The 26366-nt window shown below is 60.1% G+C and carries 27 protein-coding genes and 1 pseudogene; 6 read left to right on the forward strand and 22 right to left on the reverse strand.

The genetic code is table 11. The features are described from left to right. The first annotated feature begins 15 nt into the window (after positions 1-15). Positions 16-1404 (forward strand): DNA repair protein RadA, encoded by a 1389-nt coding sequence (gene radA / locus Q7L55_11125; GenBank protein MDO8733099.1) that lies wholly within the window; start codon positions 16-18, stop codon positions 1402-1404. Here the strand turns inward: radA and Q7L55_11130 are convergent. After that, the gene (locus tag Q7L55_11130) at positions 1401-2033 is read right to left on the reverse strand and encodes a hypothetical protein (protein ID MDO8733100.1); all 633 of its coding nucleotides are present in this window, start codon (positions 2031-2033) and stop codon (positions 1401-1403) included. The genes radA and Q7L55_11130 overlap by 4 nt on opposite strands. Positions 2034-2081: 48 nt before the next feature. Here Q7L55_11130 and Q7L55_11135 point away from each other — a divergent pair, with 48 nt between their 5' ends. After that, entirely contained in the window at positions 2082-2945 is an 864-nt protein-coding gene (locus Q7L55_11135) for an A/G-specific adenine glycosylase (protein ID MDO8733101.1), read from the forward strand. On the opposite strand, the gene Q7L55_11140 is transcribed toward Q7L55_11135, so the two are convergent. Further along, positions 2942-5434, reverse strand: a complete 2493-nt coding sequence (locus Q7L55_11140) for an ATP-dependent Clp protease ATP-binding subunit (protein MDO8733102.1) — start codon at positions 5432-5434, stop codon at positions 2942-2944. The two genes, Q7L55_11135 and Q7L55_11140, sit on opposite strands and share 4 nt — an antisense overlap. Positions 5435-5655: 221 nt before the next feature. Between Q7L55_11140 and Q7L55_11145 the strand changes: the two genes are divergently transcribed. After that, the gene (locus tag Q7L55_11145; GenBank protein MDO8733103.1) at positions 5656-6012 is read left to right on the forward strand and encodes a phosphoenolpyruvate carboxylase; all 357 of its coding nucleotides are present in this window, start codon (positions 5656-5658) and stop codon (positions 6010-6012) included. A gap of 20 nt (positions 6013-6032) precedes the next feature. Here the strand turns inward: Q7L55_11145 and Q7L55_11150 are convergent, their stop codons facing one another. The 3 genes from Q7L55_11150 to lysS all read right to left on the reverse strand — a co-directional run bounded on the left by Q7L55_11150 (position 6033) and on the right by lysS (position 8760). Then, a complete protein-coding gene (locus Q7L55_11150) occupies positions 6033-6791 on the reverse strand; it encodes an N-acetylmuramoyl-L-alanine amidase (GenBank protein MDO8733104.1) in 759 nt (252 codons plus the stop codon). Then, positions 6788-7231 carry an amino-acid N-acetyltransferase gene (locus Q7L55_11155; GenBank protein ID MDO8733105.1) on the reverse strand — a complete coding sequence of 148 codons (444 nt, stop codon included), beginning with the start codon at positions 7229-7231 and terminating at the stop codon, positions 6788-6790. The genes Q7L55_11150 and Q7L55_11155 overlap by 4 nt, the downstream gene beginning before the upstream one ends. 65 nt (positions 7232-7296) lie before the next feature. Then, positions 7297-8760, reverse strand: coding sequence for a lysine--tRNA ligase (gene lysS, locus Q7L55_11160; protein ID MDO8733106.1), 1464 nt, complete (start codon positions 8758-8760; stop codon positions 7297-7299). A gap of 79 nt (positions 8761-8839) precedes the next feature. Between lysS and Q7L55_11165 the strand changes: the two genes are divergently transcribed. Continuing rightward, entirely contained in the window at positions 8840-9556 is a 717-nt protein-coding gene (locus Q7L55_11165) for an HAD family hydrolase (protein MDO8733107.1), read from the forward strand. Here Q7L55_11165 and Q7L55_11170 read toward each other — a convergent pair. The 5 genes from Q7L55_11170 to Q7L55_11190 are packed head-to-tail and all read right to left on the reverse strand — an operon-like array spanning position 9545 to position 14616. Beyond that, on the reverse strand, positions 9545-10306 hold the full coding sequence (locus Q7L55_11170) for a type III pantothenate kinase (protein ID MDO8733108.1): 762 nt from the start codon (positions 10304-10306) through the stop codon (positions 9545-9547). The genes Q7L55_11165 and Q7L55_11170 overlap by 12 nt on opposite strands. Then, positions 10306-11208 carry a carboxylating nicotinate-nucleotide diphosphorylase gene (nadC, locus tag Q7L55_11175; protein ID MDO8733109.1) on the reverse strand — a complete coding sequence of 301 codons (903 nt, stop codon included), beginning with the start codon at positions 11206-11208 and terminating at the stop codon, positions 10306-10308. The genes Q7L55_11170 and nadC overlap by 1 nt, the downstream gene beginning before the upstream one ends. 2 nt (positions 11209-11210) lie before the next feature. After that, positions 11211-12863 carry an L-aspartate oxidase gene (locus tag Q7L55_11180; protein MDO8733110.1) on the reverse strand — a complete coding sequence of 551 codons (1653 nt, stop codon included), beginning with the start codon at positions 12861-12863 and terminating at the stop codon, positions 11211-11213. Between the two features lie 2 nt (positions 12864-12865). Further along, the gene (panC, locus tag Q7L55_11185; protein MDO8733111.1) at positions 12866-13729 is read right to left on the reverse strand and encodes a pantoate--beta-alanine ligase; all 864 of its coding nucleotides are present in this window, start codon (positions 13727-13729) and stop codon (positions 12866-12868) included. After that, a complete protein-coding gene (locus Q7L55_11190) occupies positions 13726-14616 on the reverse strand; it encodes a DUF2520 domain-containing protein (protein ID MDO8733112.1) in 891 nt (296 codons plus the stop codon). Before Q7L55_11190 ends, panC begins: the two co-directional genes overlap by 4 nt. A 60-nt stretch (positions 14617-14676) precedes the next feature. Between Q7L55_11190 and Q7L55_11195 the strand changes: the two genes are divergently transcribed. After that, the gene (locus Q7L55_11195; protein ID MDO8733113.1) at positions 14677-15795 is read left to right on the forward strand and encodes an NADH-quinone oxidoreductase subunit D; all 1119 of its coding nucleotides are present in this window, start codon (positions 14677-14679) and stop codon (positions 15793-15795) included. Between the two features lie 110 nt (positions 15796-15905). Here the strand turns inward: Q7L55_11195 and Q7L55_11200 are convergent, their stop codons facing one another. The 10 genes from Q7L55_11200 to dacB all read right to left on the reverse strand — a co-directional run bounded on the left by Q7L55_11200 (position 15906) and on the right by dacB (position 23877). Next, a complete protein-coding gene (locus tag Q7L55_11200; GenBank protein ID MDO8733114.1) occupies positions 15906-16199 on the reverse strand; it encodes a hypothetical protein in 294 nt (97 codons plus the stop codon). Next, positions 16196-16678, reverse strand: coding sequence for a DUF3180 domain-containing protein (locus Q7L55_11205; GenBank protein ID MDO8733115.1), 483 nt, complete (start codon positions 16676-16678; stop codon positions 16196-16198). The genes Q7L55_11200 and Q7L55_11205 overlap by 4 nt, the downstream gene beginning before the upstream one ends. Next, positions 16675-17178, reverse strand: coding sequence for a 2-amino-4-hydroxy-6-hydroxymethyldihydropteridine diphosphokinase (gene folK / locus Q7L55_11210; GenBank protein MDO8733116.1), 504 nt, complete (start codon positions 17176-17178; stop codon positions 16675-16677). The genes Q7L55_11205 and folK overlap by 4 nt, the downstream gene beginning before the upstream one ends. Beyond that, positions 17175-17534, reverse strand: a complete 360-nt coding sequence (gene folB, locus Q7L55_11215) for a dihydroneopterin aldolase (protein MDO8733117.1) — start codon at positions 17532-17534, stop codon at positions 17175-17177. Before folB ends, folK begins: the two co-directional genes overlap by 4 nt. Beyond that, a complete protein-coding gene (gene folP / locus Q7L55_11220; protein MDO8733118.1) occupies positions 17531-18394 on the reverse strand; it encodes a dihydropteroate synthase in 864 nt (287 codons plus the stop codon). Before folP ends, folB begins: the two co-directional genes overlap by 4 nt. After that, positions 18391-18999: a GTP cyclohydrolase I FolE gene (folE, locus tag Q7L55_11225; protein ID MDO8733119.1), complete on the reverse strand. Its 609-nt coding sequence runs from the start codon at positions 18997-18999 to the stop codon at positions 18391-18393. The genes folP and folE overlap by 4 nt, the downstream gene beginning before the upstream one ends. Next, positions 18996-20936: an ATP-dependent zinc metalloprotease FtsH gene (ftsH, locus tag Q7L55_11230; protein ID MDO8733120.1), complete on the reverse strand. Its 1941-nt coding sequence runs from the start codon at positions 20934-20936 to the stop codon at positions 18996-18998. The genes folE and ftsH overlap by 4 nt, the downstream gene beginning before the upstream one ends. Positions 20937-20997: 61 nt before the next feature. Beyond that, positions 20998-21552: a hypoxanthine phosphoribosyltransferase gene (gene hpt / locus Q7L55_11235; protein MDO8733121.1), complete on the reverse strand. Its 555-nt coding sequence runs from the start codon at positions 21550-21552 to the stop codon at positions 20998-21000. Next, complete coding sequence (gene tilS / locus Q7L55_11240) at positions 21542-22576, reverse strand: tRNA lysidine(34) synthetase TilS (protein MDO8733122.1); 1035 nt, start codon at positions 22574-22576, stop codon at positions 21542-21544. Before tilS ends, hpt begins: the two co-directional genes overlap by 11 nt. Continuing rightward, positions 22573-23877, reverse strand: coding sequence for a D-alanyl-D-alanine carboxypeptidase/D-alanyl-D-alanine-endopeptidase (gene dacB, locus Q7L55_11245; protein ID MDO8733123.1), 1305 nt, complete (start codon positions 23875-23877; stop codon positions 22573-22575). The genes tilS and dacB overlap by 4 nt, the downstream gene beginning before the upstream one ends. Positions 23878-23942: 65 nt before the next feature. On the opposite strand from dacB, the gene Q7L55_11250 reads away from it, so the two are divergent. Further along, entirely contained in the window at positions 23943-24440 is a 498-nt protein-coding gene (locus Q7L55_11250; protein ID MDO8733124.1) for an inorganic diphosphatase, read from the forward strand. Between the two features lie 178 nt (positions 24441-24618). Here Q7L55_11250 and Q7L55_11255 read toward each other — a convergent pair. Both Q7L55_11255 and Q7L55_11260 read right to left on the reverse strand, forming a co-directional pair. After that, a pseudogene (locus Q7L55_11255) lies at positions 24619-24888 on the reverse strand (arsenical-resistance protein). Between the two features lie 271 nt (positions 24889-25159). Continuing rightward, entirely contained in the window at positions 25160-26329 is a 1170-nt protein-coding gene (locus tag Q7L55_11260; GenBank protein MDO8733125.1) for a substrate-binding domain-containing protein, read from the reverse strand. Positions 26330-26366 lie beyond the last annotated feature (37 nt).

A 26366-nucleotide genomic window follows, 5' to 3' on the forward strand; every position in this document is an offset into this window, starting at 1 on the left:
GCTACCGTCTCGGCCATGGCACGAGCCACCACCACCTACCGATGCACGGCATGCGATGCAACGACGGTCCGTTGGGCTGGTCGGTGCCCGCGATGTGGGGCATTCGCAACGATGGATCTCGACGCGCCAGCCGCCTCAAGCCCGGGCATGAAGAGCGCTCTCACGGGCACAACGCCTGTGCGGCCAGCTCGCCCGATATCTGCCATCGCCAGTTCCGGGCCTATCCCCCGACTCACCACCGGAATCTCTGAATTCGATCGAGTTCTCGGTGGTGGTCTCGTTGCCGGGCAGATGTGCCTGCTGAGCGGTGCACCCGGCTCTGGCAAGAGCACTCTTGTGCTCGCGGTTGCTGACTCATTGGCCAAACGCCTGGGCCGCCCTGTGCTCTATATATCTGGCGAAGAGTCCGTCGAGCAGATCGCCATTCGCGCGCAGCGCATCGGTGCTACCAGCGAACACCTGTTGCTGGCTGACGACACCGAGTTGTCATCGGCCATCGGCCACATCGACGCGCACTACCCCGAACTTGCACTCGTCATCGTCGATTCTGTGCAGACCATGGCCTCTTCGGACATCGAGGGTCGCGCTGGTGGCGTAACCCAGGTGATGGAGGTCGCTCAAGCCCTCACTCGCATCGCCAAGACTCGCAATGTGCCAATCATCCTGATCGGCCAAGTCACCAAGGATTCCAATGTGGCCGGCCCGCGAGCTCTGGAGCACATCGTTGACGCGACCCTGTCGCTGGAGGGAGACCCCCACACATCGCTGCGGCTGCTGCGGTCCGTGAAGAACCGCTATGGCTCCTTGGAAGTCGCCGCCTTCGAGCAAACAGATACCGGTATGCAAGAGGTCCTTGATCCGAGCATGCTCTTCCGCGGGCATCGCGATACTCCAGTACCCGGCACGTGCATCACCGTGACTGTGGAAGGCAACCGTGCCCTCGCAGCCGAGGTGCAAGCCCTCGTGGCCGCCACCACCAACCCAAATCCGCGTCGCGGAGTATCTGGGCTCGATAACTCGCGCATGGCGATGCTCATTGCCGTTGCCGAGCGAAGCGCGAGTCTGCGCCTGTTCGACAAGGATGTCTTTCTGGCCACCATCGGCGGAATGCGATTGTCTGATCCCGGCAGCGATCTCGCGGTCTGCCTCGCTGTGGTCTCGGCCACCCATGAGTCAGCAATCGCCCTCGATCTTGCGGCGATCGGGGAGGTCACCTTGTCTGGCGACGTCCGCCCGGTGCCGCACATGACAGAGCGTGTGAGCGAGGCAGCACGGCTTGGATTTCGTCGATTGCTCGTTCCGGTAGGCACCAAGACTCGGGTACGCGATGGCGAACTTGAACTAGTCGAAGTACCAACCCTTGCCAAGGCCATTGCCGCCTTGCAAACTGGTCGGACCCGCTAGTTCTTCGACGTCAGCGCGAATGGTGTCTTGTCGCTCTGCACGAGGTCGTTGCTGCCAGTCAGGTCGTAGGAGCCGGCTTTGGCAATTGCTCCCTGCTTATTGCAGCCCTTGGTCGAGAGTCGACTATCCCAAGTGATGCTTGAGGCAACCTTCTCCCCCGCTTCCAGCACCGATAGCTTGCTCGTATTGCTTGCGTTGCAGGCATCGCTGGACCACACCGGATACCCGCCTGAGGTTATGGACAGCGAGTTCGCCTTCGGCCCGATATCGCGGGTGCAGGCGAAGCTGCCGATGTTCTGAATGGTCAGAGTCAAACGTGGGCTGGCTCCAACGGGATAAGTCGACGAATCAGTTGTTGCCGAGACCCCAATGCTGGTGTCCGGGCACAGGTTCTTTGGATCAGGCGCCGAAACGGGCGTCGTACTTGCATCAGGCGTAGCGCTCGCAGCCGGTGCACCGCTGGGCGAACTGGTAGCACTTGGTGGAGCAGCAACTCCCGAACTTGAGCGTCCGGCGACCAGCCACCACAGTCCGGCGAGCACAGTGAGCACGACGAGCACCAAGGCAACTCGGCGCCACCAGTACACCGATGGTGGCTCTGGACCCCTTGGTGTCATCACTCCGCTCACGATGGACACGGTAGTGGCAGGCCCTGCGAGTCATGCGACGATCCACTCGTGGCGCGATCATCGACGGAAGTCACCGCGGTGATCACCTGGTTTGGCGAGCATGCACGCGCACTTCCGTGGCGAGAGTCCCAAGTGACGCCCTGGGGAATCTTGGTCAGCGAATTCATGCTGCAGCAGACACAGGTGGATCGGGTGATTCCCAAATGGGAACAGTGGATGCGCGAGTGGCCAACACCAGCAGAGCTGGCGGCGGCGCCCATTGCTGATGTCCTGCTTGCCTGGCAGGGCCTTGGATATCCGCGTCGCGCTCTGCGTTTGCACTCAGCGGCGCAGGCCATCGTCGACAACTGGCAGGGCGAAGTTCCATGCGAGGAATCAGCGCTGCTCATGCTTCCCGGAGTTGGGCACTACACCGCCGCCGCGGTAGCGGCCTTTGCCTACGGACAGCCGACGGTCGTGCTCGACACGAATATTCGAAGGGTGATCGCCAGAGCCTGGGGTGGTCAAGCCGCAATGCCTGCACATCTGACGAATGCTGAACGGGCCCTGGCCGCGGGCCTGGTTACCGAAACAACGGGCGCGCGCTGGTCAGCAGCTGTCATGGAGCTGGGAGCAGTCGTCTGCACCGCGCGAGCGCCGAAGTGCCAGGAGTGCCCGCTGCAGGGCTCCTGCCTGTGGCTTGCAGCTGGGCAGCCTCAGAACGGACCCCAGGCCCGCAGGCAGCCACACTTCGAAGGAAGCGACCGGCAGGCGCGCGGAACTCTGCTGAGGGCAGTGAGCGGTGGAGGAGAGATCAGCGCGATTGAAGAAGCCTGGGCTGATGTTCAGCAGCGCGAACGTGCGCTGGAGAGCCTTGTTGCAGACGGCTTGATAGCGCGCACCCCCATGGGGTACGCGCTACCAACGAATTAACCGGCAGTCTCGACCGGCGGCATATCAGGCAGGATCGCCCGAGGCGTGGCCGTGAAGGTCAGCTCCCGCTCATCGCCTTCGCCCTCGACATCCACCACGACGATGTTGCCGGGCTTGAGATCACCGAAGAGCATCTTCTCGCTCAGCGGATCCTCAATATCGCGCTGAATCGCACGACGCAGCGGTCGAGCGCCGAGCTGGGAGTCATAGCCCCGCTCAGCGACCAGTGCCTTTGCAGCGGTAGTCAACTCGATGTCGATGTCCTTGTCGGCAAGACGCTTCTCCAGGCTGGCGATCATGAGGTCGACAATCTCGACGATCTCAAGTTCGGTGAGCTGGTGGAAGACGATGACATCGTCGATGCGATTGAGGAACTCAGGACGGAAGTGCTGCTTGAGCTCCTGCTGGACCTTGGCCTTCATGCGCTCATAGCCAGTCTCGCCATCGTTCTCTGGAGCAAAGCCCAGCAGAACCCCCTGCGAAACATCGCGACTACCGAGGTTGGTGGTCATGATGATCACCGTATTCTTGAAGTCCACTGCCCGACCTTGAGCGTCAGTGAGTCGTCCTTCTTCGAGCACCTGCAGCAGCGAGTTGAAGATGTCCGGGTGGGCCTTTTCGATCTCGTCGAACAGCACCACTGAGAACGGCTTGCGGCGCACCTTTTCAGTGAGCTGCCCGCCCTCCTCGTATCCGACATAGCCGGGAGGGGAGCCAAACAGCCGCGAAGCAGTGTGGCGCTCGGCGTACTCGCTCATGTCCAGTGCGATCAAGGCATCTTCATTGCCGAATAAGAACTCAGCCAGGGCCTTGCTCAGTTCGGTCTTGCCGACGCCAGAGGGGCCAGCGAAGATGAATGAACCCGAGGGACGCTTGGGATCCTTCAGACCCGCACGCGTACGACGAATCGACTTCGACAGCGCCTTGACGGCTTGGCTTTGGCCGATGACCCGCCTGTGCAGTTCCTCTTCCATGCGCAGCAGTCGAGCCAGATCGTCTTCAGTCAGATCAGTAACCGGAATACCCGTCATGAGCGCAAGAACCTCGCCGATCAACCGCTCATCGACTTCGGCGACGACATCGAGATCGCCTGCCTTCCATTCCTTCTCACGCTGTGACTTGTCAGCGATCAAGTTCTTCTCGTCATCGCGAAGCGCAGCAGCCTTCTCGAAATCCTGCGCGTCGATTGCCGATTCCTTCTCACGACGCACGACCGCAATGCGATCGTCGAACTCACGAAGATCTGGTGGCGCAGTCATGCGGCGAATGCGCAGCCGCGAACCAGCCTCATCGATGAGGTCAATTGCCTTGTCAGGCAGCTGGCGATCAGAGATGTAGCGATCTGAGAGGCGAGCCGCTGCTTCGAGTGCACCATCGGTGATCGAGACTCGGTGATGTGACTCGTAGCGATCGCGCAGACCCTTGAGAATCTCGACTGTATGCACCACATCAGGAGCATCGACCTGGATAGGAGCGAAGCGACGCTCGAGTGCGGCGTCCTTCTCAATGTGCTTGCGGTATTCATCCAGGGTGGTTGCACCGATTGTCTGGAGCTCACCGCGAGCGAGCATCGGCTTCAAGATGCTCGCCGCGTCGATCGCGCCTTCAGCCGCGCCTGCACCGACAAGAGTGTGCATCTCGTCGATGAAAAGGATGATGTCGCCGCGAGTACGGATCTCCTTGAGCACCTTCTTCAAGCGCTCCTCGAAATCACCGCGATAGCGGCTGCCCGCAACCAGTGCGCCAAGGTCAAGGGTGTACAGCTGCTTGTCCTTCAGGGTCTCTGGGACCTCGCCCTTGACGATGTTCTGAGCCAAGCCTTCAACGATGGCAGTCTTGCCAACGCCGGGCTCACCAATAAGCACTGGGTTGTTCTTCGTGCGACGTGACAGCACCTGCATCACACGCTCGATCTCCTTCTCGCGCCCGATGACGGGATCAAGCTTGCCCTCGCGGGCAGCCACGGTGAGATTGCGCCCGAATTGATCGAGCACCAACGACGTGGACGCGGTTCCTTCTGCGGGACCAGCCCCACTGGCTGGCTCCTTGCCCTGGTAGCCACTGAGCAATTGGATGACCTGCTGGCGCACACGATTGAGATCGGCGCCAAGCTTGACGAGCACCTGTGCGGCGACGCCTTCACCCTCGCGGATGAGGCCAAGCAGGATGTGCTCAGTTCCGATGTAGTTGTGCCCAAGCTGCAGCGCCTCGCGCAGAGACAGCTCAAGAACCTTCTTGGCGCGTGGGGTGAAAGGGATATGCCCACTTGGTGCCTGTTGTCCCTGGCCGATGATTTCTTCGACCTGACTGCGCACAGCTTCCAGCGAGATGCCCAGACTCTCAAGAGCCTTGGCCGCGACGCCTTCACCTTCGTGGATCAAACCCAGAAGAATGTGCTCAGTTCCGATGTAGTTGTGGTTGAGCATGCGCGCTTCCTCTTGCGCAAGCACCACTACTCGTCGGGCCCGGTCGGTAAACCGCTCAAACATCGGACACACCCCTCTTCGTCTACTGCTACAACTTGCGCGTACAGCCTCATTGCTTCACTGCTTCCGTACTACCCAAACCTTAATCTGCTTTCGATTTCAGCAGTGTGTCGCCGGACGCTGTAGATAAGGGAACCACGACCAGGACCAGAACCTTCCCTTTCGCGTGTACGCCAGCCGCGAACAGGCCCGATGTAATTCGCCTGAAACACGCATGCACGAGGATGGAGGGCGTGCCAGAGGGCGGCCCCCAGGACAACTCGGACGCCAGGCTTCGGGCACATGTCCGCGAACTCGGACAGTTGCTGGGCCAGACGGAGGCCCGACAAGAGGGCCAAAAGCTCCTGGATTTGGTCGAGGAAGTCCGACATGCGGTCAGGCGCGACGCCGCTGAGGCTCGGACTCTGCTCGAATCGTTCGATCTGCCCACCGCTACCCGGCTGGCCCGGGCCTTCTCCATCTTCTTCGACTTGGCCAATATCGCCGAGCAGGTGGAGCGCTCCCGTGGAGTTGCAGAACAAACGCAGATGAGCCGGTTCGCGAGGATCGAGCAGGTGGAGTCGATCCGGATCCGGCGCTGATACACGCCTCTCGGTCACGATCAACGGCATCGCGACTGGACTGCGCAATACCGGCTGATACCTGAAGCCAACTGCTTGGCGTACTGCGCCACCCCGGCCGCCGAAGACATCAGCGCAGCGTCGCGCGCATTGCGCATGTTGCCAAGTTCCACGATCACAGCAGGAACACCATTGAAGTTCAGCGTGGTCTGATCGCTTCGAACGGACAACGGGCTTGCGAGATACGTTGTTGGCATAGCTCCTGCCTCTTGCATCCCAGCAATCATGTTGCGAGCCAGAGTTCGACTTCCGGCCGCAATGTCATCGGTCCATCCCTTGACGCGTCCTGGGGCAATGACATGGAAGCCGCGGCCCTTGGCGGGAGCTCCATCACCGTGGATGCTCACAAAGACCTTGGCACCGACCTTCTCGCTGAAACCTCCGCGATCCCACACGCAAGGACCCCAAGAATTTCGCGAGTTGGTCGTGCGCGTCAGGTCTACTCGCGCACCTTGCGCTTCCAGCATCTTCTTCAGTTGTTGACTCACTCGCCAGTTGAACGTGGCTTCTGGCAATCCCGCATTGGTGGCCGTGCCAGAGGTGTTGCACGACTTCACGATCGTGCCATTGAAGCGCTTCTGCTTCATCTGCGAACTGAACTTTGGATTGCTATTGCCGAGTTGATGCCCCGGATCCAAGGCGATCACAGCTCCAGCAAGGGCTCCGTCGACCGCGTGTGCAGGCAAGGGCACCAGCGAGAGGAGCAGAAGTCCCAACAAAGTCGAAGCGAGGCGCTTCACAGTTCCAGCAGCATTCGATGATTGCCAAGAGTGTTGGGCTTGACGCGTTCGAGCCCAAGCATTTCAGCGACGCCTTCGTCATAGGACTGCAGCAATTGTTGGTAGACCGTGGGGTCAACTGGTGCGCCCTGGATCTCTTTGAAGCCGTGACTGCCAAAGAAGCGAGTCTCGAAGGTAAGACAAAAAATGCGAGTGATGTCCAGCTCCTGAGCCCGTGCGATCAAGGCTTGCAGGATGGCAGACCCGACTCCCGAGCGAGTGGTCGTTGGCCGAACCGCGACAGTGCGCACCTCGGCGAGGTCCTCCCACATCACGTGCAGAGCGCCGCAACCGATGACTTCGTCGCCATCCTCGGCAACAAAGAACTCCTGCACCTGCTCATACAGCGTGACCGTGGCCTTGGCCAGCAAGATCCCGCGCGAGGCGTAGTACTCGACCATCTCGCGGATGGCGGGGACATCTCGCGGATGAGCTGGACGTACGAGCACGGGATTCCTCCTGTAAGTCAGGCCCGTTCAGGCTTGACGAGTGGAAACAGGATGGTCTCACGAATCCCCAGACCTGTGAGAGTCATCAGGAGTCGGTCGATGCCAACACCAACACCACCAGACGGTGGCATGCCATGTTCGAGAGCACGAAGAAAATCCTCGTCAAGCTTCATCGCTTCCACATCCCCGCGAGCACCCAGTGCAGCCTGCTCCACTAGGCGCTCTCGTTGGATGACGGGATCAACCAACTCTGAGTATCCAGTGGCCTGCTCATATCCGTTGATGTAGAGATCCCACTTCTCAACCTTGCCCAGATCAGTGCGGTGGTCGCGAGTCAGTGGCGAGGTATCGACCGGAAAGTCGATCACGAATGTGGGACGGCCCCCAAAGCTCGAGATGACGTGATACTCGAACAGCTCTTCAACAATCTTGCCGTTGACCCAAGTCGATCCAACTTCGAGCTCAACGGACTTTGCAAGTTCAAGAAGTCGCGTCCTGGAAGTTTGCGGGATGATCTCCTCGCCCACCGCAGCCGAGAGCGCGCCATACAGGGAAACCATCGGCCACTGCCCCGAGAGATCGAGCTCAGTGCCGTCCAGGTGTGTTGCGACATGCGAGCCGAACACTGCAAACACAGCTTCCTGAATCAGCTCACGAGTGGTGTGCGCCATGCCGATGTAATCCGTGTAGGCCTGATAGAACTCCAACATCGCGAACTCAGGCGAGTGGGTTGAGTCAGCTCCCTCATTTCGGAAGTTCCTGTTGATCTCGAACACTCGCTCTAGCCCACCAACGACAGCTCGCTTCAAGAAGAGCTCTGGCGCAATGCGCAGGAATAACTGCATGTCAAAGGCATTGGAATTGGTGACGAACGGCCGGGCAGTCGCGCCACCATGCATGGTCTGCAGCATCGGGGTTTCGATCTCAAGGAAACCTCGGCCCTCCATGCTTCGGCGAATCTGGCCGACCACGGCGACTCGCGTCTGGGCCATCTGCCGCGCCTCAGGACGCATGATCAGATCGAGATAGCGCTGACGGATGCGGCTGTCGTCGTTCATCGGCTTGTGCGCTACAGGCAGCGGCCGAAGAGATTTAGCTGCCATTGCCCACGAACTTGCCAGAACAGAGAGCTCACCCCGCTTGGAAGTGATGACCTCACCCTCCACAAACACGTGATCGCCGAGGTCGACCAGAGCCTTCCATTGTTCAAGAGAGTCTTCACCGACATTGGCCAAGGACAGCATCGCCTGAATCTCACTGCCGTCCCCTGCCCGCAAGGTGGCGAAGCAAAGTTTGCCTGTGTTGCGGACGAACATCACGCGCCCAGCAACGCCGACAATCACGGATGTCTGAGTATCGATGGGCAGTTCGGGGAACTCTGCACGAACTGCAGCGATCGCATGCGTAATCGGCAGGGACACCGGGTATGGATCACGACCCTGTTCGGCAAGGCGGGCTCGCTTGTCCAGACGAATGCGCATCTGCTCGGGGAGCTCTTGCTCCTCATCGTGGTCTGTGGTCACGACAAGCAAGGCTAGTGGCAAGGCCTACGCTGCAAGCATGCTCGTCGAAGCCGCCGCGCAGGCGCCGTTCAATCCCGTCCAGCCGATCACCACCGTGATCTTCGACGTCCACTCCACCCTGATCGACCAAGGCGACTCCCGTGAATGGCTGGACATTGCACTGACGAAGTCGGGCCTGATTCTCACGGCTACTGCATACGCCGAGTTGGCCAAATTTCTTGATCGGGTCTGGGAGAACGCGAGAGTGCTGGATCCAACAAGCGAACGCGATCTGTCAGCCCAGGCGCATAAGCGGGTCTTTCACGAGCTGCTTATCCAAGGCCCACGCATTGACGATCAACTCGGCAGCGCACTGTACGAGGTCATCTTGGACACCTGGCATGCCTACACAGATGCAGCCCCGACCCTGGCCGCACTCAAGGAGCTCGGGGTTCGAATCGGAATGCTCTCCAACGCAGCACTCGCATTGCATACCGTTCTTGATCGCGAAGGTCTCTCGTCGTACGCCGACGCCGTAGTGCTCTCGTGTGAGATTGGTGTCGTCAAGCCGGAACTCGCGAGTTTTGCTGCAGTGCTCGACGCACTTGGTAGTACGGCAGCCGAGTCATTGATGGTCGGTGACAGTGGGCATGACGATGTGGGTGGCACCGGATTGGGGATGCGCACTCTCGTGCTGCCGCGGACACGAGGGACGGCTCATGGACTGAGCGTCGTTGTCGGACTCGTACGTGCGAGTCAAGAACTAGCGCACTGAGTTGCGCTCGAACACCAGTCGTAGCCCAATAAGAGTCAGGTCAGGCTCGTGGTGAGTGATGGTGCGCGATTCATCGATGACGAGCGTGGCAAGACCACCGGTGGCAATCACGGCGCTGACTTCATCCAACTCCTCGCTTATGCGATCCACGATGCCGTCAACCTGACCGGCGAATCCGTAGAGCGCACCAGACTGCAAGGCTTCGACAGTGTTCTTGCCGATTGCTGCACGCGGTCTCACCAGCTCAACCTTGCGCAAGGCTGCGGCACGCTGCGCCAATGCATCAAGGGAGATCTCGATGCCAGGCGCAAACGAACCACCAAGGAATTCACCCTTGTCTGAGATGACGTCAATATTGGTCGACGTCCCAAAGTCAACGACGATGCTCGGTCCGCCGTAGAGCGCGAAGGCTGCAACGGTGTTGACAATGCGATCAGTGCCGACCTCTTTGGGGTTGTCCGTGAGCACCGGCACCCCGGTCTTGATACCTGGCTCGACGATGACAGTCTCGACATTGTTGAAGTAGCGCACAAGCATCAGGCGCATCTCACGAAGTACTGACGGCACGGTGCTGCATAGGGCGATGCCGGTGATGGGCGAATGACCATCGAGCAGGCCTCTGAAGGTGAGCGCGATCTCATCGGCGGTGTCACGGGCATCGGTCTTGATACGCCACGACGCGGTCAGATCCTGACCGTCGAACATGCCAATGACCGTGTTCGTATTGCCTACGTCAATTGTGAGGAGCATCAGTCCGCCTGTCTGAGATCCGCGCCGATATCGAGCACTGGCGCTGAGTGGGTCAGCGCACCGACAGCAAGGTAGTCGACTCCGGTGGCTGCCACAGCATGTGCCACGTCGAGAGTCAGCCCACCAGAGGCTTCAAGCCGTGCCCGACCGTCGACGAACGCAACGGCATCGCGCGTCTGATCGATGGTGAAATTGTCGAGCAGCACAAGATCGGCACCTGCCGAGACGACTTCGCGCAGCTGCTCGAGGGAATCGACCTCGACCTCTACCGGGACTCCCGGGAAGCTGCTGCGCACCAACGCGAAGGCCTCAGCCACGCCACCGGCTGCCAGTACATGGTTGTCCTTGACCAGCGCTGCGTCGGAGAGCGACATCCGATGGTTGACTCCCCCACCACAACGCACCGCGTACTTCTCAAGTGCGCGGAATCCTGGAGTGGTCTTGCGCGTATCGCGGATCGCAGCACCAGTGCCTCGAATCGCAGCCGCCCACTCGTGCGTCAGTGTCGCGATGCCACTCAAGTGACTCAGGAAGTTCAGCGCTGGTCGCTCGGCTTGCAGGAGTGCGTGGGTGGTTGAGCGAACCGAGAGCACGAGTTCGCCCGCGGCAACTTCGTCGCCATCCTGGCTTGCAAAATCAATGGCCACGTCCGAATCAGCGCACACTATCATGAATACAGCAGCAGCCACGGGAACTCCGGCAATCACACCCGGCTTGCGAGCCACAAAATCAAGAACTGACATCTGATCCACGGGCACAGTGGCAACGCTGGTGACATCTACGCCACCATCGAGATCCTCATCAATGGCCAGTCGAATGAGCTGGCAGACCGCCTCTGGATCAAGGCGGGAAGCCATCAGCATTTGCGCGATCGTTGGGCCGAGGAGATCGGATGCAGTCATGCTCACCCTTCGTCTTTGTAGGAAGCACCCGATCGCGAAACCGAGCGCGTGCGCAGTGTTCCATCGCTGTCGAGATTGCTGACCAAACGATGCCGCCAGTGCTCGTCGTCGAGCACCGGGAAATCCTCGCGCCAATGTGATCCGCGAGTTTCCGTACGCAACGCTGCATGTCGAGTGACCACTGAGGCGAGGGTGTGAATGTTCGTCGTCTCCCAATCCTCAGTACTGGGCCGGCCTTCCTCCGAGGAAGCCAAGTCAGAGAGTTCCTTGTTTGCCATCTCCAGTGAATGCTCACTTCGCAGGACTCCCACGTGGGTGTCCATGGTCTGCTGAACCCGACGCCGAGCCTGATGCGCGAGCAGACGCTGGCCACCGTGCCCTGGCACGATCGGATCACGCACGATTCCCGGGTGCACAGCCATTCGCACACCGATACGGGCAGCGAAGACAAGGCCCTCGAGCAGGGAATTGGATGCCAGCCGGTTGGCGCCATGAACACCTGTGCAGGCAACTTCGCCGCAGGCATACAGCCCGGGAATGGAAGTGCGGCCATGAAGATCGGTGCGCACGCCGCCGGACACGTAATGCTGCGCAGGCCCGACGGGAATGAGATCAGTGACGGGATCGATACCGCGCGATCTGCACGATTCCAGGATCGTGGGAAAGCGACGCACCCAGGTATCTGCACCGAGAGCGCGGCCATCAAGCCACACGTGCTCAGTGCCCGATTCGCGAATGCGACGCATGATCGCCTTGGCCACCACATCACGCGGTGCCAGATCTGCCATCTCATGCTCGTTGGCCATGAACCGAGTGCCGGTCGAATCAATGAGAAATGCGCCCTCACCCCGCACCGCTTCAGAAACGAGTGGTTGTTGGCCCTGTGCGAAAGGTCCAAGCCACATCACCGTCGGGTGGAACTGCACGAACTCGACATCGGCGACGTCAGCACCAGCCCGCAGCGCTAGCGCAACGCCGTCGCCAGTGGAGACGTATGGATTCGTGGTCTGTCGAAAGACTTGGCCAAATCCACCAGTGGCAAGCACGACCCGCGGAGCAAGGGCGGCTCCGACCCCATCACGCTGCCCTTGACCCATCACGTGCAAGGTGATGCCCTGAGTAGCGCCGCTTGCATCGGTGATCAGATCAAGAGCAAGCGCATTCTCAACAAGCTCAATGCCAGGGTCACGAGCAACGGCCTGCACCAGAGCACGTGAGATTTCAGCCCCTGTCGCGTCACCGCCAGCATGCGCAATGCGATCGCGGTGGTGTCCGCCCTCGCGCGAAAGAGCGATGCCACCGCCCGGCTCAGTATCAAACCGAGCGCCCAAACGCATGAGTCCGCGCACTGCCGCTGGGCCTTCGGTCACTAGCACTCGCACTGCTTCTTCATCGCAGAGCCCGACGCCGGCCACCAAGGTGTCCTCGAGATGCTCCGCAGGCGAATCGTCTTCGGCCAATGCGGCTGCGATGCCGCCTTGCGCCCACTGCGTCGAACCTTCGTTGACAGTCGCCTTGGTCACCAGGAGCACCGAGAGCCCAACTCTGCGCGCATGCAGTGCCGTCGCTAGTCCCGCGACACCTGAGCCCACCACGATGACGTCGGCTCGCACAGTCCAACCCGGAGGCGCGGCGGTGAGTTGGATCGGAAGCAGGTTCACCCGCTGCCGCCAATGAAGCAAGGCATGTTGTCAATCAGCCGAACAGAGCCGAGCTTGGCCGCAATCAGCACCCGTCCCTCGCCAATCACAGGATCACCAAGTTCAGGATTGGTGATGACGAGGTAGTCCAAGTGGATATCGGGGTGATCGACGAGGACTGCCCGACCTGCACGCTCGCCTGCCAGCGCACCGTCTTGAGCCGCCACTTCTGCCGCCACCGCAATGGCCCGCGGAAGCGCTACCGCTTCTCCCCGCTCATGCTTGGTCAAGAATCGATTGCGGCTGCTCAAAGCCAGGCCATCTTCTTCGCGCACGGTCGGAACTCCAACGACATTGATCGAGAAGCACAGGGACTTCACCATCGCTTTGATCAGTGCGAGCTGTTGGTAGTCCTTCTGTCCAAACAGCGCGAAGTCCGGGTCAGTCAAATTCAGAAATTTCGCGACCACCGTAAGCATCCCCTGGAAATGTCCAGGACGGGAACTGCCTTCAAGAATCGAACCAAGCTCACCGGGAATGACCATGACCTGTGCCCCGAGTTCCTGCAGATTCGCTGATCCGTACAACTCCTCAACTGCAGGGGCATACAGCAGATCAGCGCCAGCAACATTTGCGAGTTCGAGGTCATGGTCAAGAGTGCGGGGGTAGCGCTCGAAATCCTCAGCCTCGCCGAACTGAGTTGGATTGACGAAGTCGGTCACGATCACGCAGCCCGAACGACCCACCTCCTGACGCGCACAATGAATCAACTCCGCGTGACCCTCATGCAAGGCACCCATCGTCATCACCACGGCGACCGGAGTCAGTTGACCACGTTCGGCTACGAGTTCTGCGTGCGTGGAAACCAGACGTGCGGTCATGACGGATCGCCGTGGGAGTTGAGCACCTCAAGGAGCGGACCCGCCAGGCTGGCCGACAGCAAGCCTGCTTCAACGGCGCGGTCCGCAGTCACCCGAGCGAGCGCGCGATAGGCGGCTTCAGCAGTGCTTGATTCATTGCCGATGACTTCAATATGCGCTGCCACAGAGCGTGCATCTCCGCGTGCGACAGGTCCGGTCAATGCCTGATCGCCGAGCCGAAGGGCGTTATCCAGGCTTGCTCCAAGCAGCGGAGCGAGCACGCGTTGGGGCTGCTCAATGCCGGCTCGCTGCAGAAGTTCAACGCTCTGCGCCACAAGGGTGATCAGAAAGTTCGATCCGAAGGCAAGGGCTGCGTGATACAGCGGACGACTGCCTTCAGGCACCCAGACTGGCTCGCCTCCCATTTCGATCACGAGGGCTTCCGCCGCGCTGCGCAAGGCATCCGGAGCTGTCACCCCAAAGGGACAGTCAGCAAGCCGCGAAAGATCGATGCTGGTGCCGGTGAACGACATCACCGGGTGAATTGCCAGTGGCAGCGCACCTTCCTTCACCACCGCATCAAGGGCTTCGATGCCGTAACGACCGCTCAAGTGCATCCAGAACTGGCCAGGCCTGACAACACCGGCATTGGCAAGACCTTGCACTAGCCCGATCAGAGAGTCATCTGGCACAGCGACGAGTACAAGATCAGTCGTTGCAGCCACCTCGGCCAAGTCAACAATCGGAGTTGTCGGCAACAGCGCTTCAGCACGCAAGCGTGAAAGATCCGAGACGGCCGAGGCTGCAATGACGGGATGCCCAGCGCGCTGGAGTGCCGCGGCAATAACAGATCCAGCTCGGCCTGTGCCAATAACGCCGACACGAAGTCGGGGAGGAGCCGTCACAATCCCGAGCGTAGACGTTGCAGACTCGCCATGGTGACTGACGCTGCCTGAGAGGATGCCGCAGTGAGCACTCGCGAGGTCTTGGTCGCCTTCGGGATGGCACGACACTTGCCAGCGGACATGTATATCGACCTTGGCATGCTTCATCCAACACAACATGCGGCGCTGCAAATCAATCTCCACTTGGACGGCGAGATCATCATCGCTGCCGACCCACGAATCGGCTTCATGCATCGCAGCGATGAGAAGATCTTCGAATCCCTCGACTACCGACAACTGCTCATGTTGGCAAGTCGTCACGACTGGGTAAATGCCTTCCACGCTGAGTTGAATATCGCACTGCTACTTGAGGATGCGATGGGCATCACTCCGCCCGAACGTGCAAGCTGGTCGCGAATGCTGCTTGCCGAGCTTGACCGGGTCACCACGGGCCTGCTCATGCTTGGCGCCACCAGCACTGGGCCCTCGCAAGCGATACAGGCAAGAGAGAGTCTCATGCACGTGCATGAGCAGTTGACTGGAACGCGCCTGCACCCGATGTTCGTGCGCATCGGCGGAATCGCTCATGAACTGCCCCCGGAGTGGCTGGACGCGCTGGAGACCGAGCTCGATTCACTGCAGTTGCTCTTGCCAGCTTTGCGCAGCCAGGCCGAACGCGAGTTCGCACATCTGATTGGCATCGGAGTCATCACCGACGAGCAGGTGAACACATTCGGCCTATCCGGGATTTGCGCACGCGCCTGTGGGATCAACATGGATCTGCGGATCCAGCAGCCCTATCTGGCATACGCCCAAGTCAAAGTGCCCATGCAACTTGGGCAGGCCAGCGATATTCCCAGTCGCCTGGGCCTGCTGGCCGAGCAGCTCGAACCAAGCCTGGAGATCATTCGAGCCGCAGCTGCCTGGCTGCGACAGTCCGGACCTGGGCCTGTCGACACGCCGCTGCCGAAAGTAGTGCGCGTTCCCGAGGGCACGAGCTACCTGGCTATCGAGGGCCCGCTGGGTATTCTTGGCGCCCTGCTGGACAGCGCCGGTGGCAAGACTCCCTGGCGACTGAAGTTGCGCACCCCGTCTTTGGCCATGGTGCAATCCCTGACCAGCACCCTGATAGGTCTTCGGCTTGAACATCTGGGCGTGATGCTGCAGTCGTGCACCTTCGTCGTGGGTGACGCCGACCGCTGAAGCGCACGGGCCTGAGATCGAGTGAACTCTGGATCTGGGGTCATGCAGGCAAGTTACGTTGAACTTCAGCCGACTTGCTCTGCTACAAGAGCAAACACGGAATTCGAGAACTACTTCTCGTCGTGCTCGCGAAGATAGGTGGCGAAACGGGCACGCAGCAGTGCCTCCGTGGTCGGGTCGAGCGGGTTGTCGCCGAACATCTCGCGCACAGCGCGAACTGTCTCGATGAAGGTGCCACCGACGGCCCCCAAGTCACCGCCTTCACCCTCGATCGCAGCCATGCTCGGCATGTGGCCAAAGAGATCAGTGAAGAAACCAAGGTCGAGGTGCTTCTCGGCATGGTGAAAGGCCCGCTGCCGCAATTCATCAAAGGGCAGGTCCTCAAGCTCAGGCTCAGTACTCATGCGCTGACCCTACCGAGGCCAGAATCGTTGTTATCGCCGTCGGTTGGCAATCGACAAATGTGCTCGAGCCACAGTGCCGCCGCGGCCAGGGCGAGTGCACCAGCAGCCGAGGCAAGGCTTATCCAGACAGTGTCCGAGCCGGCCTGCGTTGCACGCGAGGGCAGGGTGCCAAGGCAGATCCCGGCATAGAAACCAGCAACCAGAGAGCCGGTGCGAGAACCGGCCATGGCCAACGCAGCCGTGCGTGCGGCCACGAGCGGCGCCATGGGGCGATGCCCGCGCTTGCGCTTCAACCGTGGCTGGGCCAGCACCGTCCAGATGAGCAGCGCGATCGTCAGAAACCACAAGGTGACAGCGGCCAACCACGGGATTGGCACGACGCGACCGGACTGGCTGTCGACGAGTACGGCTACGGCCCAGCCGATTGAACCGGCAAGCACTCCTAGCGCCAGGAGCAGACGGATTCGAGTCGGCCTCACGAATGAACCTGCAAGATCAGCGGCGGATCCAACTGTTGTACGCCCGTGGTATCGACTCCTTTGACGAGCGCGCTCACAGGTACGCCCAAGAGCTCAGCTTCGCTGTCAGCGTCGAGCCACGGAACAAGCACGAAGCCGCGCTCGGCCGCGCGGGGGTGAGGAAGGGTGAGTCGCTCATCTGAGGAGACAAGGTCATCGAAAACGATGATGTCGATGTCGAGAGTGCGCGGACCCCACCGCACTTCACGGGTCCGGTGCCAGTCCACCTCTATTGCATTCACCTGCTCGAGCAATTGCAATGGAGTCAGCGATGTATCGATAAGCACTATGGCATTGACATAGGTCGGTTGCTCAGGCCCTCCAACTGGGTCAGTCGCAAAGACGGATGAACTTCGAATCACCGTGATTCCCGCTGTTTGGGCAAGCGCATCCACAGCACCTTGCAGTGCTCCGAGGGCATCGCCCAAATTCGCCCCGAGCCCAAGAACTGCAGAACTCACGGGCGCTGAATCTTCAAGGCGACGCTCTGGAAGGGAACCGGAATCGGGGCCTGAGGCTTGTGCACTGTGATTTCTACTTGCTCGATCCCAGGGATTCGTAGTACATCGGCCGCGATCAGTTCGGCGAGAGTTTCGATGAGCGAGACCGGTTCGCCAACAATGCGATCGAACACCACCTGCGACACCGCCCCATAATCGACGGTGTCATTGAGATCATCACTGTGTGCTGCCTTGCTGGGAGCCAGAATCAGGGTGATGTCAACTACGAACTCCTGTCCATCTCTGCGCTCGTAGTCGAAGACACCATGGTGTCCCGTGCCCCGAATTCCGGTGATGACAATCTGATCTCTACTCATCCCCGCCCCAATCTCCATGCCTGACCAACGCGCACCGCATCAACACTTCCCGGCACATCGTGCACGCGCACTGCCCAGACTCCAGCAGCGGCAGCAAGTGCCGAGATCGCATCAGTTGCGATGTCGCGCTCATCAACCGCACGCGCTTCACCATTATCCGAACTCAGCAGGCTGCCAAGAAATCTCTTTCTCGATGCTCCAAGGAGCACTGGGTAATCCATCGCGACGAACTCATTGAGTGAATGCAGCAAAGCCCAGTTGTGATCGGCATCCTTCGCGAATCCCAAACCTGGATCGATCACGAGCGCATCCGCAGAGATTCCAGCATCGATCGCGGCGGCAAGGCGCTCACTTATCTCCGAGCGCACTTCATCGACAACGTGCACGTATTCAGCTTGCGACGCCATAGTGGCGCTGTGGCCTCTCCAATGCATCACCACGTAAGGGACTCCAAGCGATGCAATGGTTCCGTACATATCCGGATCTGCAAGCCCGCCGCTCACGTCATTGACGAGGAATGCCCCTTCGGCGACCGCAGCGCTTGCAGTCGTCGCGCGCATGGTGTCGATGCTGGCCGGCACTCCCGCAGCGCGCAGTCCGCTGAGAACAGCAAGCACTCGATGCTCTTCTTCGGAGGCAGTGATTCGAACGGCACCCGGGCGGGTCGACTCGCCACCCACGTCGACGAAGTCTGCGCCCGATTCGTGCAAGGCAACTCCGTGCTCAATCGCGGTCTTGGCATTGCGATAACGACCGCCGTCGGAGAAGGAATCCGGCGTGACGTTGAGCACTCCCACGACCAAAGTTCGATCGGCATTGCCCAAAGCCGCAGGCAGCCCTGCCGGGTGCCGGGTGCTCATCGGCCTTGGATCAGCGCCATCGCCTCAGCGCGCGATGTTGAATCACGCAGGGTTCCGCGCACCGCACTGGTCAAAGTCTTGGAACCGGGCTTGCGAACCCCACGCATCGACATGCACAGGTGCTCAGCTTCAATCACGACGATCGCCCCGCGTGGCTCAAGGATTCGCATCAGAGCATCCGCGATCTGAGTCGTCAACCGCTCCTGCACCTGCGGGCGCTTGGCATAGACGTCGACGAGACGCGCCAACTTGGACAGCCCGGTGATGCGGCCATTCTCATTGGGGATGTAGCCGATGTGCGCGCGCCCATGGAAGGGCACAAGGTGGTGCTCACAGGTGCTGTACATCTCGATATCGCGAACGACGACCATCTCGTCATGCCCGATGTCAAACATGGTGGTGAGTACCTCTTCAGCTTGCATGTGCAAACCCCCAAAGATCTCTCGGTAGGAACGCGCTACGCGAGCGGGCGTGTCCTTGAGTCCTTCACGATTGGGATCCTCGCCAACGGCGATTAGGAGAGCATGAATAGCGCGCTCGACCCCTGCGGCGTCGAATGCCCCGCCCCCACTATTCGGATCGATGCTCACTGGGTTGATGCTCATTGCACCTCATCTGTCGTGTTGTGCCCATTGGATGAGGGCGAGACCCGTTGGATTGGCCCACGGGAATCTGGCTGGCGGCGCGCAGAGCCTGTCCAGGCCGGGCGAGGCGCTCGCAGTTGCAAGGTGGCAAACACCGCATCAATCTGGGCGCGATCCAAAGTTTCCTTTTCAAGGAGCTCGGTGACCAGCGCGTCGAGCACATCGCGATTGGCGACCAATATGTCGTAGGCCTCTTGGTGCGCAAGTTCGATGAAAGTGCGCACTTCTTCATCGATGGCGCTGGCTATGTCTTCGGAGTAATCGCGAATGTGGCCCATGTCGCGACCAAGGAAGACTTCCTGATTCTGCTGGCCGTACTGAATTGCGCCAAGGCGTTCGGTCATGCCGTATTGGGTGACCATCGCGCGCGCGACGGCTGTTGCGCGTTCAATGTCGTTGGAAGCGCCGGTAGTTGGATCATGGAATACGAGCTCTTCTGCTGCTCGACCGCCGAGCATGTAGGCCAACTGGTTCTGCATCTCGCTGCGCGTTGTTGAGTACTTGTCCTGATCGGGCAACACCATCGTGTATCCCAGAGCTCGACCGCGGGGCAGGATCGTGATCTTGTGCACCGGGTCGTTGCCCGGGAGCGCGCCGGCAACCAGTGCGTGTCCTGCTTCGTGATAAGCCGTGATGCTCTTCTCGTGATCGTCCATCACGCGCGTGCGCTTCTGCGGACCAGCAATAACACGATCAATCGCCTCGTCAAGTGCGAAGTCGTCAACACGGGTCTTGCCAAGGCGGGCAGTGAGGAGTGCAGCCTCATTGAGCACATTGGCCAGATCCGCGCCGGTGAAACCCGGCGAGCGGCGCGCAACAGACATGAGATCAACCTCATCGGCCATCGGCTTGCCCTTGGCATGCACCTGAAGAATGGCGTGTCGACCAAGCAGATCAGGACGATCAACGGCGATCTGCCGGTCAAATCGACCTGGGCGCAGCAGCGCCGGATCAAGGATGTCCGGTCGGTTCGTTGCCGCGATCAGGATGACGCCACCAGTGACGTCGAATCCATCCATCTCAACCAGCATCTGGTTAAGGGTCTGCTCGCGCTCATCGTGACCGCCACCAAGACCAGCGCCGCGATGGCGTCCGACCGCATCGATCTCGTCGATGAAGATGATGGATGGCGCGTTGGCCTTGGCCTGCTCGAACAAGTCGCGCACCCGGCTGGCGCCAACACCCACGAACATCTCCACGAAGTCTGAGCCGGAGATCGAAAAGAAGGGAACGGCCGCTTCGCCCGCGACCGCGCGAGCCAGCAGGGTCTTGCCAGTTCCGGGAGGCCCGTAGAGAAGAACACCCTTGGGGATCTTCGCGCCAACAGCATGGAACTTGGTCGGATCTGCGAGGAACTCCTTGATCTCCTGCAGTTCTTCGACTGCCTCGTCGGCGCCGGCCACATCAGCGAAGGTAGTCTGGGGCATGTCCTTGTTGACCAGTTTGGCCTTGGACTTGCCGAAGTTCATGACCCGATTGCCGCCGCCTTGCATCTGTCCCATGAAAAAGAAGAGCAGGAATACCACGATTGCGATCGGCAGCAGGGAGAACAACAAAGTGAGCAGCAAGTTCTCACTGGGCACCACGACGTTGTAGCCGCCAGGCAGTTGCCCTTGATCGACCTTGGTCTGCAGAAGCTCTTGAAGGTTGACGCCCTGGCCAGCGATGTATGAAGTGCGGACCTTGGAACCATCCTTCAGAGTCAACTCGAGCAGTTGATCACGATCAGTCAGCGTGGCGGTGTCGACCTGGTTTGTATTGATGTCTGACACGGCTTCGCCAGTGTCGATCTGGTCGGGCGTGCCAAGCCCGGAAAGCAGGCTTGAGCCGATCAGAACAAACGTCACGGCAATCGCAACCCAGAAGATTGGGCCACGAATAATCCGCTTGAAGTCCATCATCTGACGGTACTACGAGACGAGCAGCCCACCCACCAGCGGAGTGCGGCGATACGCGCGATCAGGTTCCATAGACATGCGGAGCCAAAGTGCCCACGCATCGCAAATTGCGGTATTTCTGCCCGTAATCCAGGCCGTATCCAACGACAAATTCATTGGGGATGTCGAAACCGACGTACTTGGGCAGCACTTGAACCTTGAGGGCATCCGGTTTGCGTAGGAGTGAAAACACTTCGACCGAAGCAGCGCCGCGCGAGCCCAAATTCCTGACCAACCAGGACAGCGTGAGTCCGGAATCAAGAATGTCCTCCACAACGAGCACATTGCGTCCGGCAATGTCGCCGTCAAGATCCTTCAGGATGCGCACCACGCCACTTGATTTCGTTCCGGAGCCGTACGAAGAGATCGCCATCCAGTCCATGTCTGAACTGCGGCGCAGTGCACGAGCCAGGTCAGCCATGATCATCACAGCGCCCTTAAGAACTCCTACGAGCAGCAGATCCTTGTCGCGATAATCAATCTCGATCTGTTCAGCGAGTTCAGCGATGCGCGTGTGAATCTGCTCCTCGCTCACCAGGACATGAGCAAGATCGGCTCCGAGATCTTCAGGTAGCAACTGGGTCTCCTGCGTCGAGGACGGTGGTAAGGACCAGCCTCCCATACTCTCGAGATGCGCTGATCCGCCCCGGCAGACTGACTGCTCCCTGACCATGCCACGAGTGCACCAATGCATCCACGGACAGAACATGTGCCCGCGTCACGGTTTCTGGACTAGAGCCGAGATCCGTGCACATGCGTCGGATTATCCGAGTTCTGATCGCAACTGGAAGTCGAACAAACTCAGCAACTTCCACTGCGAGCTGGTCTTGGCCGAAGTCCACCAGCTGGTCGAAGGCGGTCCCCGCCCATTCGTCCAGGGCATCCGCATCATCCGCAGCAAGTTCAGCGCTGCGGGCAAGACCGGGGATCAGGCCTGCACCGAGGGCGCCATGTAATTCATCGAGAGCAGCGCGCAATCGGACTCGACTAAATCGCGGATCTCTGTTGTGCGGATCTTGCCAAGGCTCGAGATCCAAGGGCTCGCACACATCGAGTGCGCTCGCCCGCACCACTTCGCGCGGCAGGGTCAGCAGCGGCCTTCGCAGCAGGCCAGCAACTGCTTGCATGGCCGAAATTGACCGGGTGCCTGAACCACGAGCCAAGCGCAGAAGCACCGTCTCGGCTTGATCTTCGCGAGTGTGCCCAAGCAGCACCGCTGTTGCTTCTAAGCGGTCCGCCACCGCGGTCAATGCTTCGTAGCGGGCCGTTCGAGCGGCGGCTTCGGGTCCACCTTGGGTGCCTACATCGACGGGCACAATCAGTACTGGATTCAATCCGAACGCCAGACAGGCTGCCTGTGCCATTGCGGAGACCGCGTGGGATCCATTTTGGAGTTGATGATCGACGATCACCGCGCCTACCGTGAGATCCAGAGTCCGGCCCACGAAAGCGGCGGCAGCTGCGAGCGCCAGGGAATCTGGACCACCAGAACAGCCAACGAGTACAACCGAGCCCGGCTGCAGATCAGCCAGACTTGTCTGAACCGCTTTGCGCACCTCGAGGGTCGCAGTCGAGGCCCAGTGGCGAGGTTCCTGAGTCATGGCTTTGCTTCAGTACATCCGCAAGAACGAAGTTTCGTCGCAATTTGGTCGACAACCTTGCGAGCGCCAACAATGGATGGCACTTCATTGGCCAGCACGGCGAACACCAGCACCCGACCGTCCACATCAGGAACGATGCCAGCCAATGTGACCACATCGTTGAGTGTTCCCGTCTTGGCGCGCACAAAGCCAGCAGCGTCGGCCTGAAGCGCGGACGTGAACCTGTCGGCCAAGGTGCCGGTGAAGGCGGCGATTGCAAGAGCAGGCGCAATGCCACCAAAGGAGCCTTGCGCGGACAACAACAGGATGCTGCCAAGAGTTTGCGCTGAAACTCGATCTCGACTCGACAGCCCGCTGCCATCGGACAATGCCATGCCGACAGTTGGCAGTTCGAGCGTGCTTGCGACGGCGGTCATTGCTTGCTCCCCGCTTGCGAAGCTTCCAACACCACTGAGTTTGGCGCCCGACAGATGCGCGAGCGACTCGGCCAGATCATTGTCGGAATCAGTGAGCATGTGGTGAACCAATTGCTGCACGGGCGCTGACTCAACTCTCGCAATCTCAACTGCATCCGCAGTTGCCTTCCCCTTTGTGACCGATCCGACCTTCACGCCTTTTGCTCGAAGCAGGCGAGCAAAAGCCTGCGCTGCATATTGCGCCGGATTGGCGACTCTCGAATTTCCCTTGGGATTGGCACGGCCTTGATCCATCATCAAAGACTGCACAGGGGCGACTACACCGGCGGCCGGGAACGAAGGCGACCAACCAGCCCCAAGAGTTCGCCCGCTGAAGAGCGAGATGTCGTACACCAGATTGATCGAGCCGTCTCCGACCGCTTTCGCAGTCTTGACGGCAAGTTCGGCAAGTGAAGCACCTGGGCCCTTCGACGGCAGGGTGGCGTCACCTCCACCGATGAGCGTCACGGTTGATCCATCGCTCACCGCTCTGGTGGCTAGGCGAGTGGATGCCCCGAGAGTGTTCAGCGCGGTTGCTGCGGTCAAGAGCTTGAGCGTTGATGCTGGCGACAACGCCAACTGCGCGTGTGACTCCAGCAAAGTCGCACCTGTTGCCGGGTCGGCAACCCAAACGGCAGAACTGCCAAGAGCGGGCTTGCGAATCAGCGGATCGAGCACAGTCCTGAGCCCAGATGTCGAGGGAATCGGCGCGGTGCTGCCCACCACAGGGAGGATCGGCAGCACTGGTGAATTGTCTTGATCAGCAGTCGCAGGAAGTTGACTTCCGAATCCGCAGACAAGGAGCAACATCGACAAGATGAGCGAAAGGCGTACCCGATGTGTCACCTCTCACCCCCTTGGCGGTCGGCATCACTCATGTCGGTAGGGAACACTAGGCGACTATGGAACCTTTGATATTCGACGTCACGATTGAAATCCCCGCTGGTAGCAGAAATAAGTACGAGGTCGACCACGAGACGGGGCGAATTCGCCTGGATCGCATGCTGTTCACCTCCACCCGCTACCCACATGACTACGGATTCATTGAGAACACCCTCGGCCAGGACGGCGACCCGCTTGATGCGCTCGTGATGACTCAAGAGCCCACGTTTCCGGGCGTCGTCATCCGTTGCCGCGCCGTCGGCATGTTCCGTATGACAGATGAGGCTGGCGGCGACGACAAGGTGCTGTGCGTTCCTTCCGGTGACCCACGCTTGGAGCACTTGCGCGACATCTTCCACATCGCGGAGTTTGACCGCCTTGAGATCCAGCACTTCTTTGAGGTCTATAAGGACCTCGAGCCCGGCAAGAGTGTCGAAGGTGCATCTTGGGAGGGCCGCCAAGAGGCCGAGAATGAAATTCGCGCTTCACAGAAGCGCTACGTGCCCAACCCGAAGCACAAGCACTGAACTGGATTTTGGAAGTGATGAAGGCCCGCCACTAAAACCCAAGTCTTGTGGCGGGCCTTCATCATGCTTATAGCTCAGCGATGAGAACCCACGCCGCATTCACCCTGGAGATGAAGTAGCGGCGGCGGAGCCATAGCGACACGTATACGAGGCCTACGAGGGCCGGCACTTCGATCAGCGGTCCGATGACCCAGTTGAGCAGGAGTGAGAGCCACAGGAGCTTGCGATCACCAGTGACGTGACCCATGTCCTCGTAGTGCACTTTGGCCAGGACCGGGTACATCATCAGCAGCAGGCCCGGTGCAATCGGCAGTGATGTCTGGCCGACCTTCACTGCATCAAGGGCAGTCCGTGCCGATGGCGCGAGGCAACCGAGCAGGAGTCCGCCAGCCATCGCCGTCAGGATCCCAATGGGCAGGAACCGGTCCAGCAACGAGAACTTGGCCAGGACCGCCTCCTCACTGGGCGCGGCTGTTGGTGAGCTTGGGTGCTTGGGTGCTTGGGTATCTGAGCAGTCCTAGGCATTCCCTGGGGCAGACGGGGCGACGTACCAGCAAGTTAGCGCTCGGTGTCCCAAGCCCCAGCACGGCCAGACTCAGACAAGCGCCTATTCCGGCAACGCTGAACGCGAGCATCGAGGCACCTCGGCCTGGTTCTCGATGAATCAATCACGGCTGCAGCAGATCGCGCAGGCGCTCTCGTAGCAGCGTTGGCTTTGTCTATTCCTCAGGTGCAGCAACGACCCTGAGCGGCATGAAGGTCTTGATCCGGATTGGCTCGGGCATAGGTGTGAGGCCGAAGGACTCAAGCGCCCCCTGCCCTGCAAGGCGAACCAGGTACTGCGCATAGAGCAACGGAAGTGCTGAACTCGAGCCGGAGTCGCAGATGAGAAGATGGGCATAGCCCTCCACCGGCCAACCGGCAAGCCCGGCGCCTTCGCCGAGCACGATCTTGGACGAGGCGAGATCGAAGTTGCCTGCGACTGGAAAGCCGCCAGTGGCGGAACTGGCGAGAATATCGCCCTCAGGCGTCGTCGTCACATTGGTAGCGCCGGACCCGACTTTGTACAGTTGCACGTCATCGGCGGTGACGACGGTGTCCACTTCTTGGCCGTTGAGGTCTGCTCCCTTGACTGGCAGGTTGGCCGATGCGATGCCATTGTTGACGGCCGTGAAGATCGGCAAAACGGCCAGGCTGCCTTCACTTGCGAGCATCTCCGCGAGCATCGCCTCCTGATCAGCGAACTTCTTGCCTGCCTTCAGGGTGGCGAGGGGCCCATCAGGCCAAGCTGCCGAATCCTGTTGCGAGATCCAGGTGGTCATAGCCGAGACAGCCCCGCTGGGAACCTCGACTGAAACGAGGGATATCGGTGGCAGTCCGGACAGATCAAAATCAGGGTTGGCATCCGCGATCAGCGGATCCTCCCAGGTGGTAACAGTGCCATTGAGGACGCCAGCGGCAGCCTGGGGAGTGAAGACGAGCCCTTCGAGCCCAACCACGCTGTAGGCAATCGTGACCGGATATGCAAAAGCCGGGATCGTGATGATCTTGTCTGCCGGACAGGATGCCGTCTTGAAAGCGAGAATTTCTTGAGGGGTCGGAGCCTGACCAAGCAATTCGACCGGCGCTTCCCCGCCAGGATCCACTTCCGTGACCGTCTGATCAGGGCACACTGACGCGAGCGCATCGCCGACGGTACTCATTGCACCGGAAAACTCCTGCGGCCTCGAGATGTCGACGTTGCCCTTGCTGCATTGGATTTGTGCCTCAGCGCGGGCAGCGAGAACATCGGGCGGCATCGGAGGTGTACATGCACTTAGAGCAACGACAGTTGCCCCAATCACAGCAGTGAGGACGATGCCCCGGATCTTCAAGGAGTTCCGAGACATCGTCCTCACCTTCGCTAATAGCAGATAGTCGAGCAGT

Source organism: Actinomycetota bacterium, assembly GCA_030650795.1.
Taxonomy (GTDB): domain Bacteria; phylum Actinomycetota; class Actinomycetes; order S36-B12; family S36-B12; genus UBA11398.

Excerpts from the sequence above, each read along its gene's own strand:
- ftsH (MDO8733120.1), bottom strand. The coding sequence starts at position 20,936 with ATGGACTTCAAGCGGATTATTCGTGGCCCAATCTTCTGGGTTGCGATT.
- folB (MDO8733117.1), bottom strand. The coding sequence starts at position 17,534 with ATGAGTAGAGATCAGATTGTCATCACCGGAATTCGGGGCACGGGACAC.
- folP (MDO8733118.1), bottom strand. The coding sequence starts at position 18,394 with ATGAGCACCCGGCACCCGGCAGGGCTGCCTGCGGCTTTGGGCAATGCC.
- tilS (MDO8733122.1), bottom strand. The coding sequence starts at position 22,576 with ATGACTCAGGAACCTCGCCACTGGGCCTCGACTGCGACCCTCGAGGTG.
- Q7L55_11200 (MDO8733114.1), bottom strand. The coding sequence starts at position 16,199 with ATGAGTACTGAGCCTGAGCTTGAGGACCTGCCCTTTGATGAATTGCGG.
- Q7L55_11155 (MDO8733105.1), bottom strand. The coding sequence starts at position 7,231 with ATGGTCGAGTACTACGCCTCGCGCGGGATCTTGCTGGCCAAGGCCACG.
- Q7L55_11260 (MDO8733125.1), bottom strand. The coding sequence starts at position 26,329 with ATGTCTCGGAACTCCTTGAAGATCCGGGGCATCGTCCTCACTGCTGTG.
- Q7L55_11140 (MDO8733102.1), bottom strand. The coding sequence starts at position 5,434 with ATGTTTGAGCGGTTTACCGACCGGGCCCGACGAGTAGTGGTGCTTGCG.
- Q7L55_11165 (MDO8733107.1), top strand. The coding sequence starts at position 8,840 with ATGCTCGTCGAAGCCGCCGCGCAGGCGCCGTTCAATCCCGTCCAGCCG.
- Q7L55_11170 (MDO8733108.1), bottom strand. The coding sequence starts at position 10,306 with ATGCTCCTCACAATTGACGTAGGCAATACGAACACGGTCATTGGCATG.
- nadC (MDO8733109.1), bottom strand. The coding sequence starts at position 11,208 with ATGACTGCATCCGATCTCCTCGGCCCAACGATCGCGCAAATGCTGATG.
- lysS (MDO8733106.1), bottom strand. The coding sequence starts at position 8,760 with ATGCGCATTCGTCTGGACAAGCGAGCCCGCCTTGCCGAACAGGGTCGT.
- panC (MDO8733111.1), bottom strand. The coding sequence starts at position 13,729 with ATGACCGCACGTCTGGTTTCCACGCACGCAGAACTCGTAGCCGAACGT.
- Q7L55_11145 (MDO8733103.1), top strand. The coding sequence starts at position 5,656 with ATGGAGGGCGTGCCAGAGGGCGGCCCCCAGGACAACTCGGACGCCAGG.
- folE (MDO8733119.1), bottom strand. The coding sequence starts at position 18,999 with ATGAGCATCAACCCAGTGAGCATCGATCCGAATAGTGGGGGCGGGGCA.
- radA (MDO8733099.1), top strand. The coding sequence starts at position 16 with ATGGCACGAGCCACCACCACCTACCGATGCACGGCATGCGATGCAACG.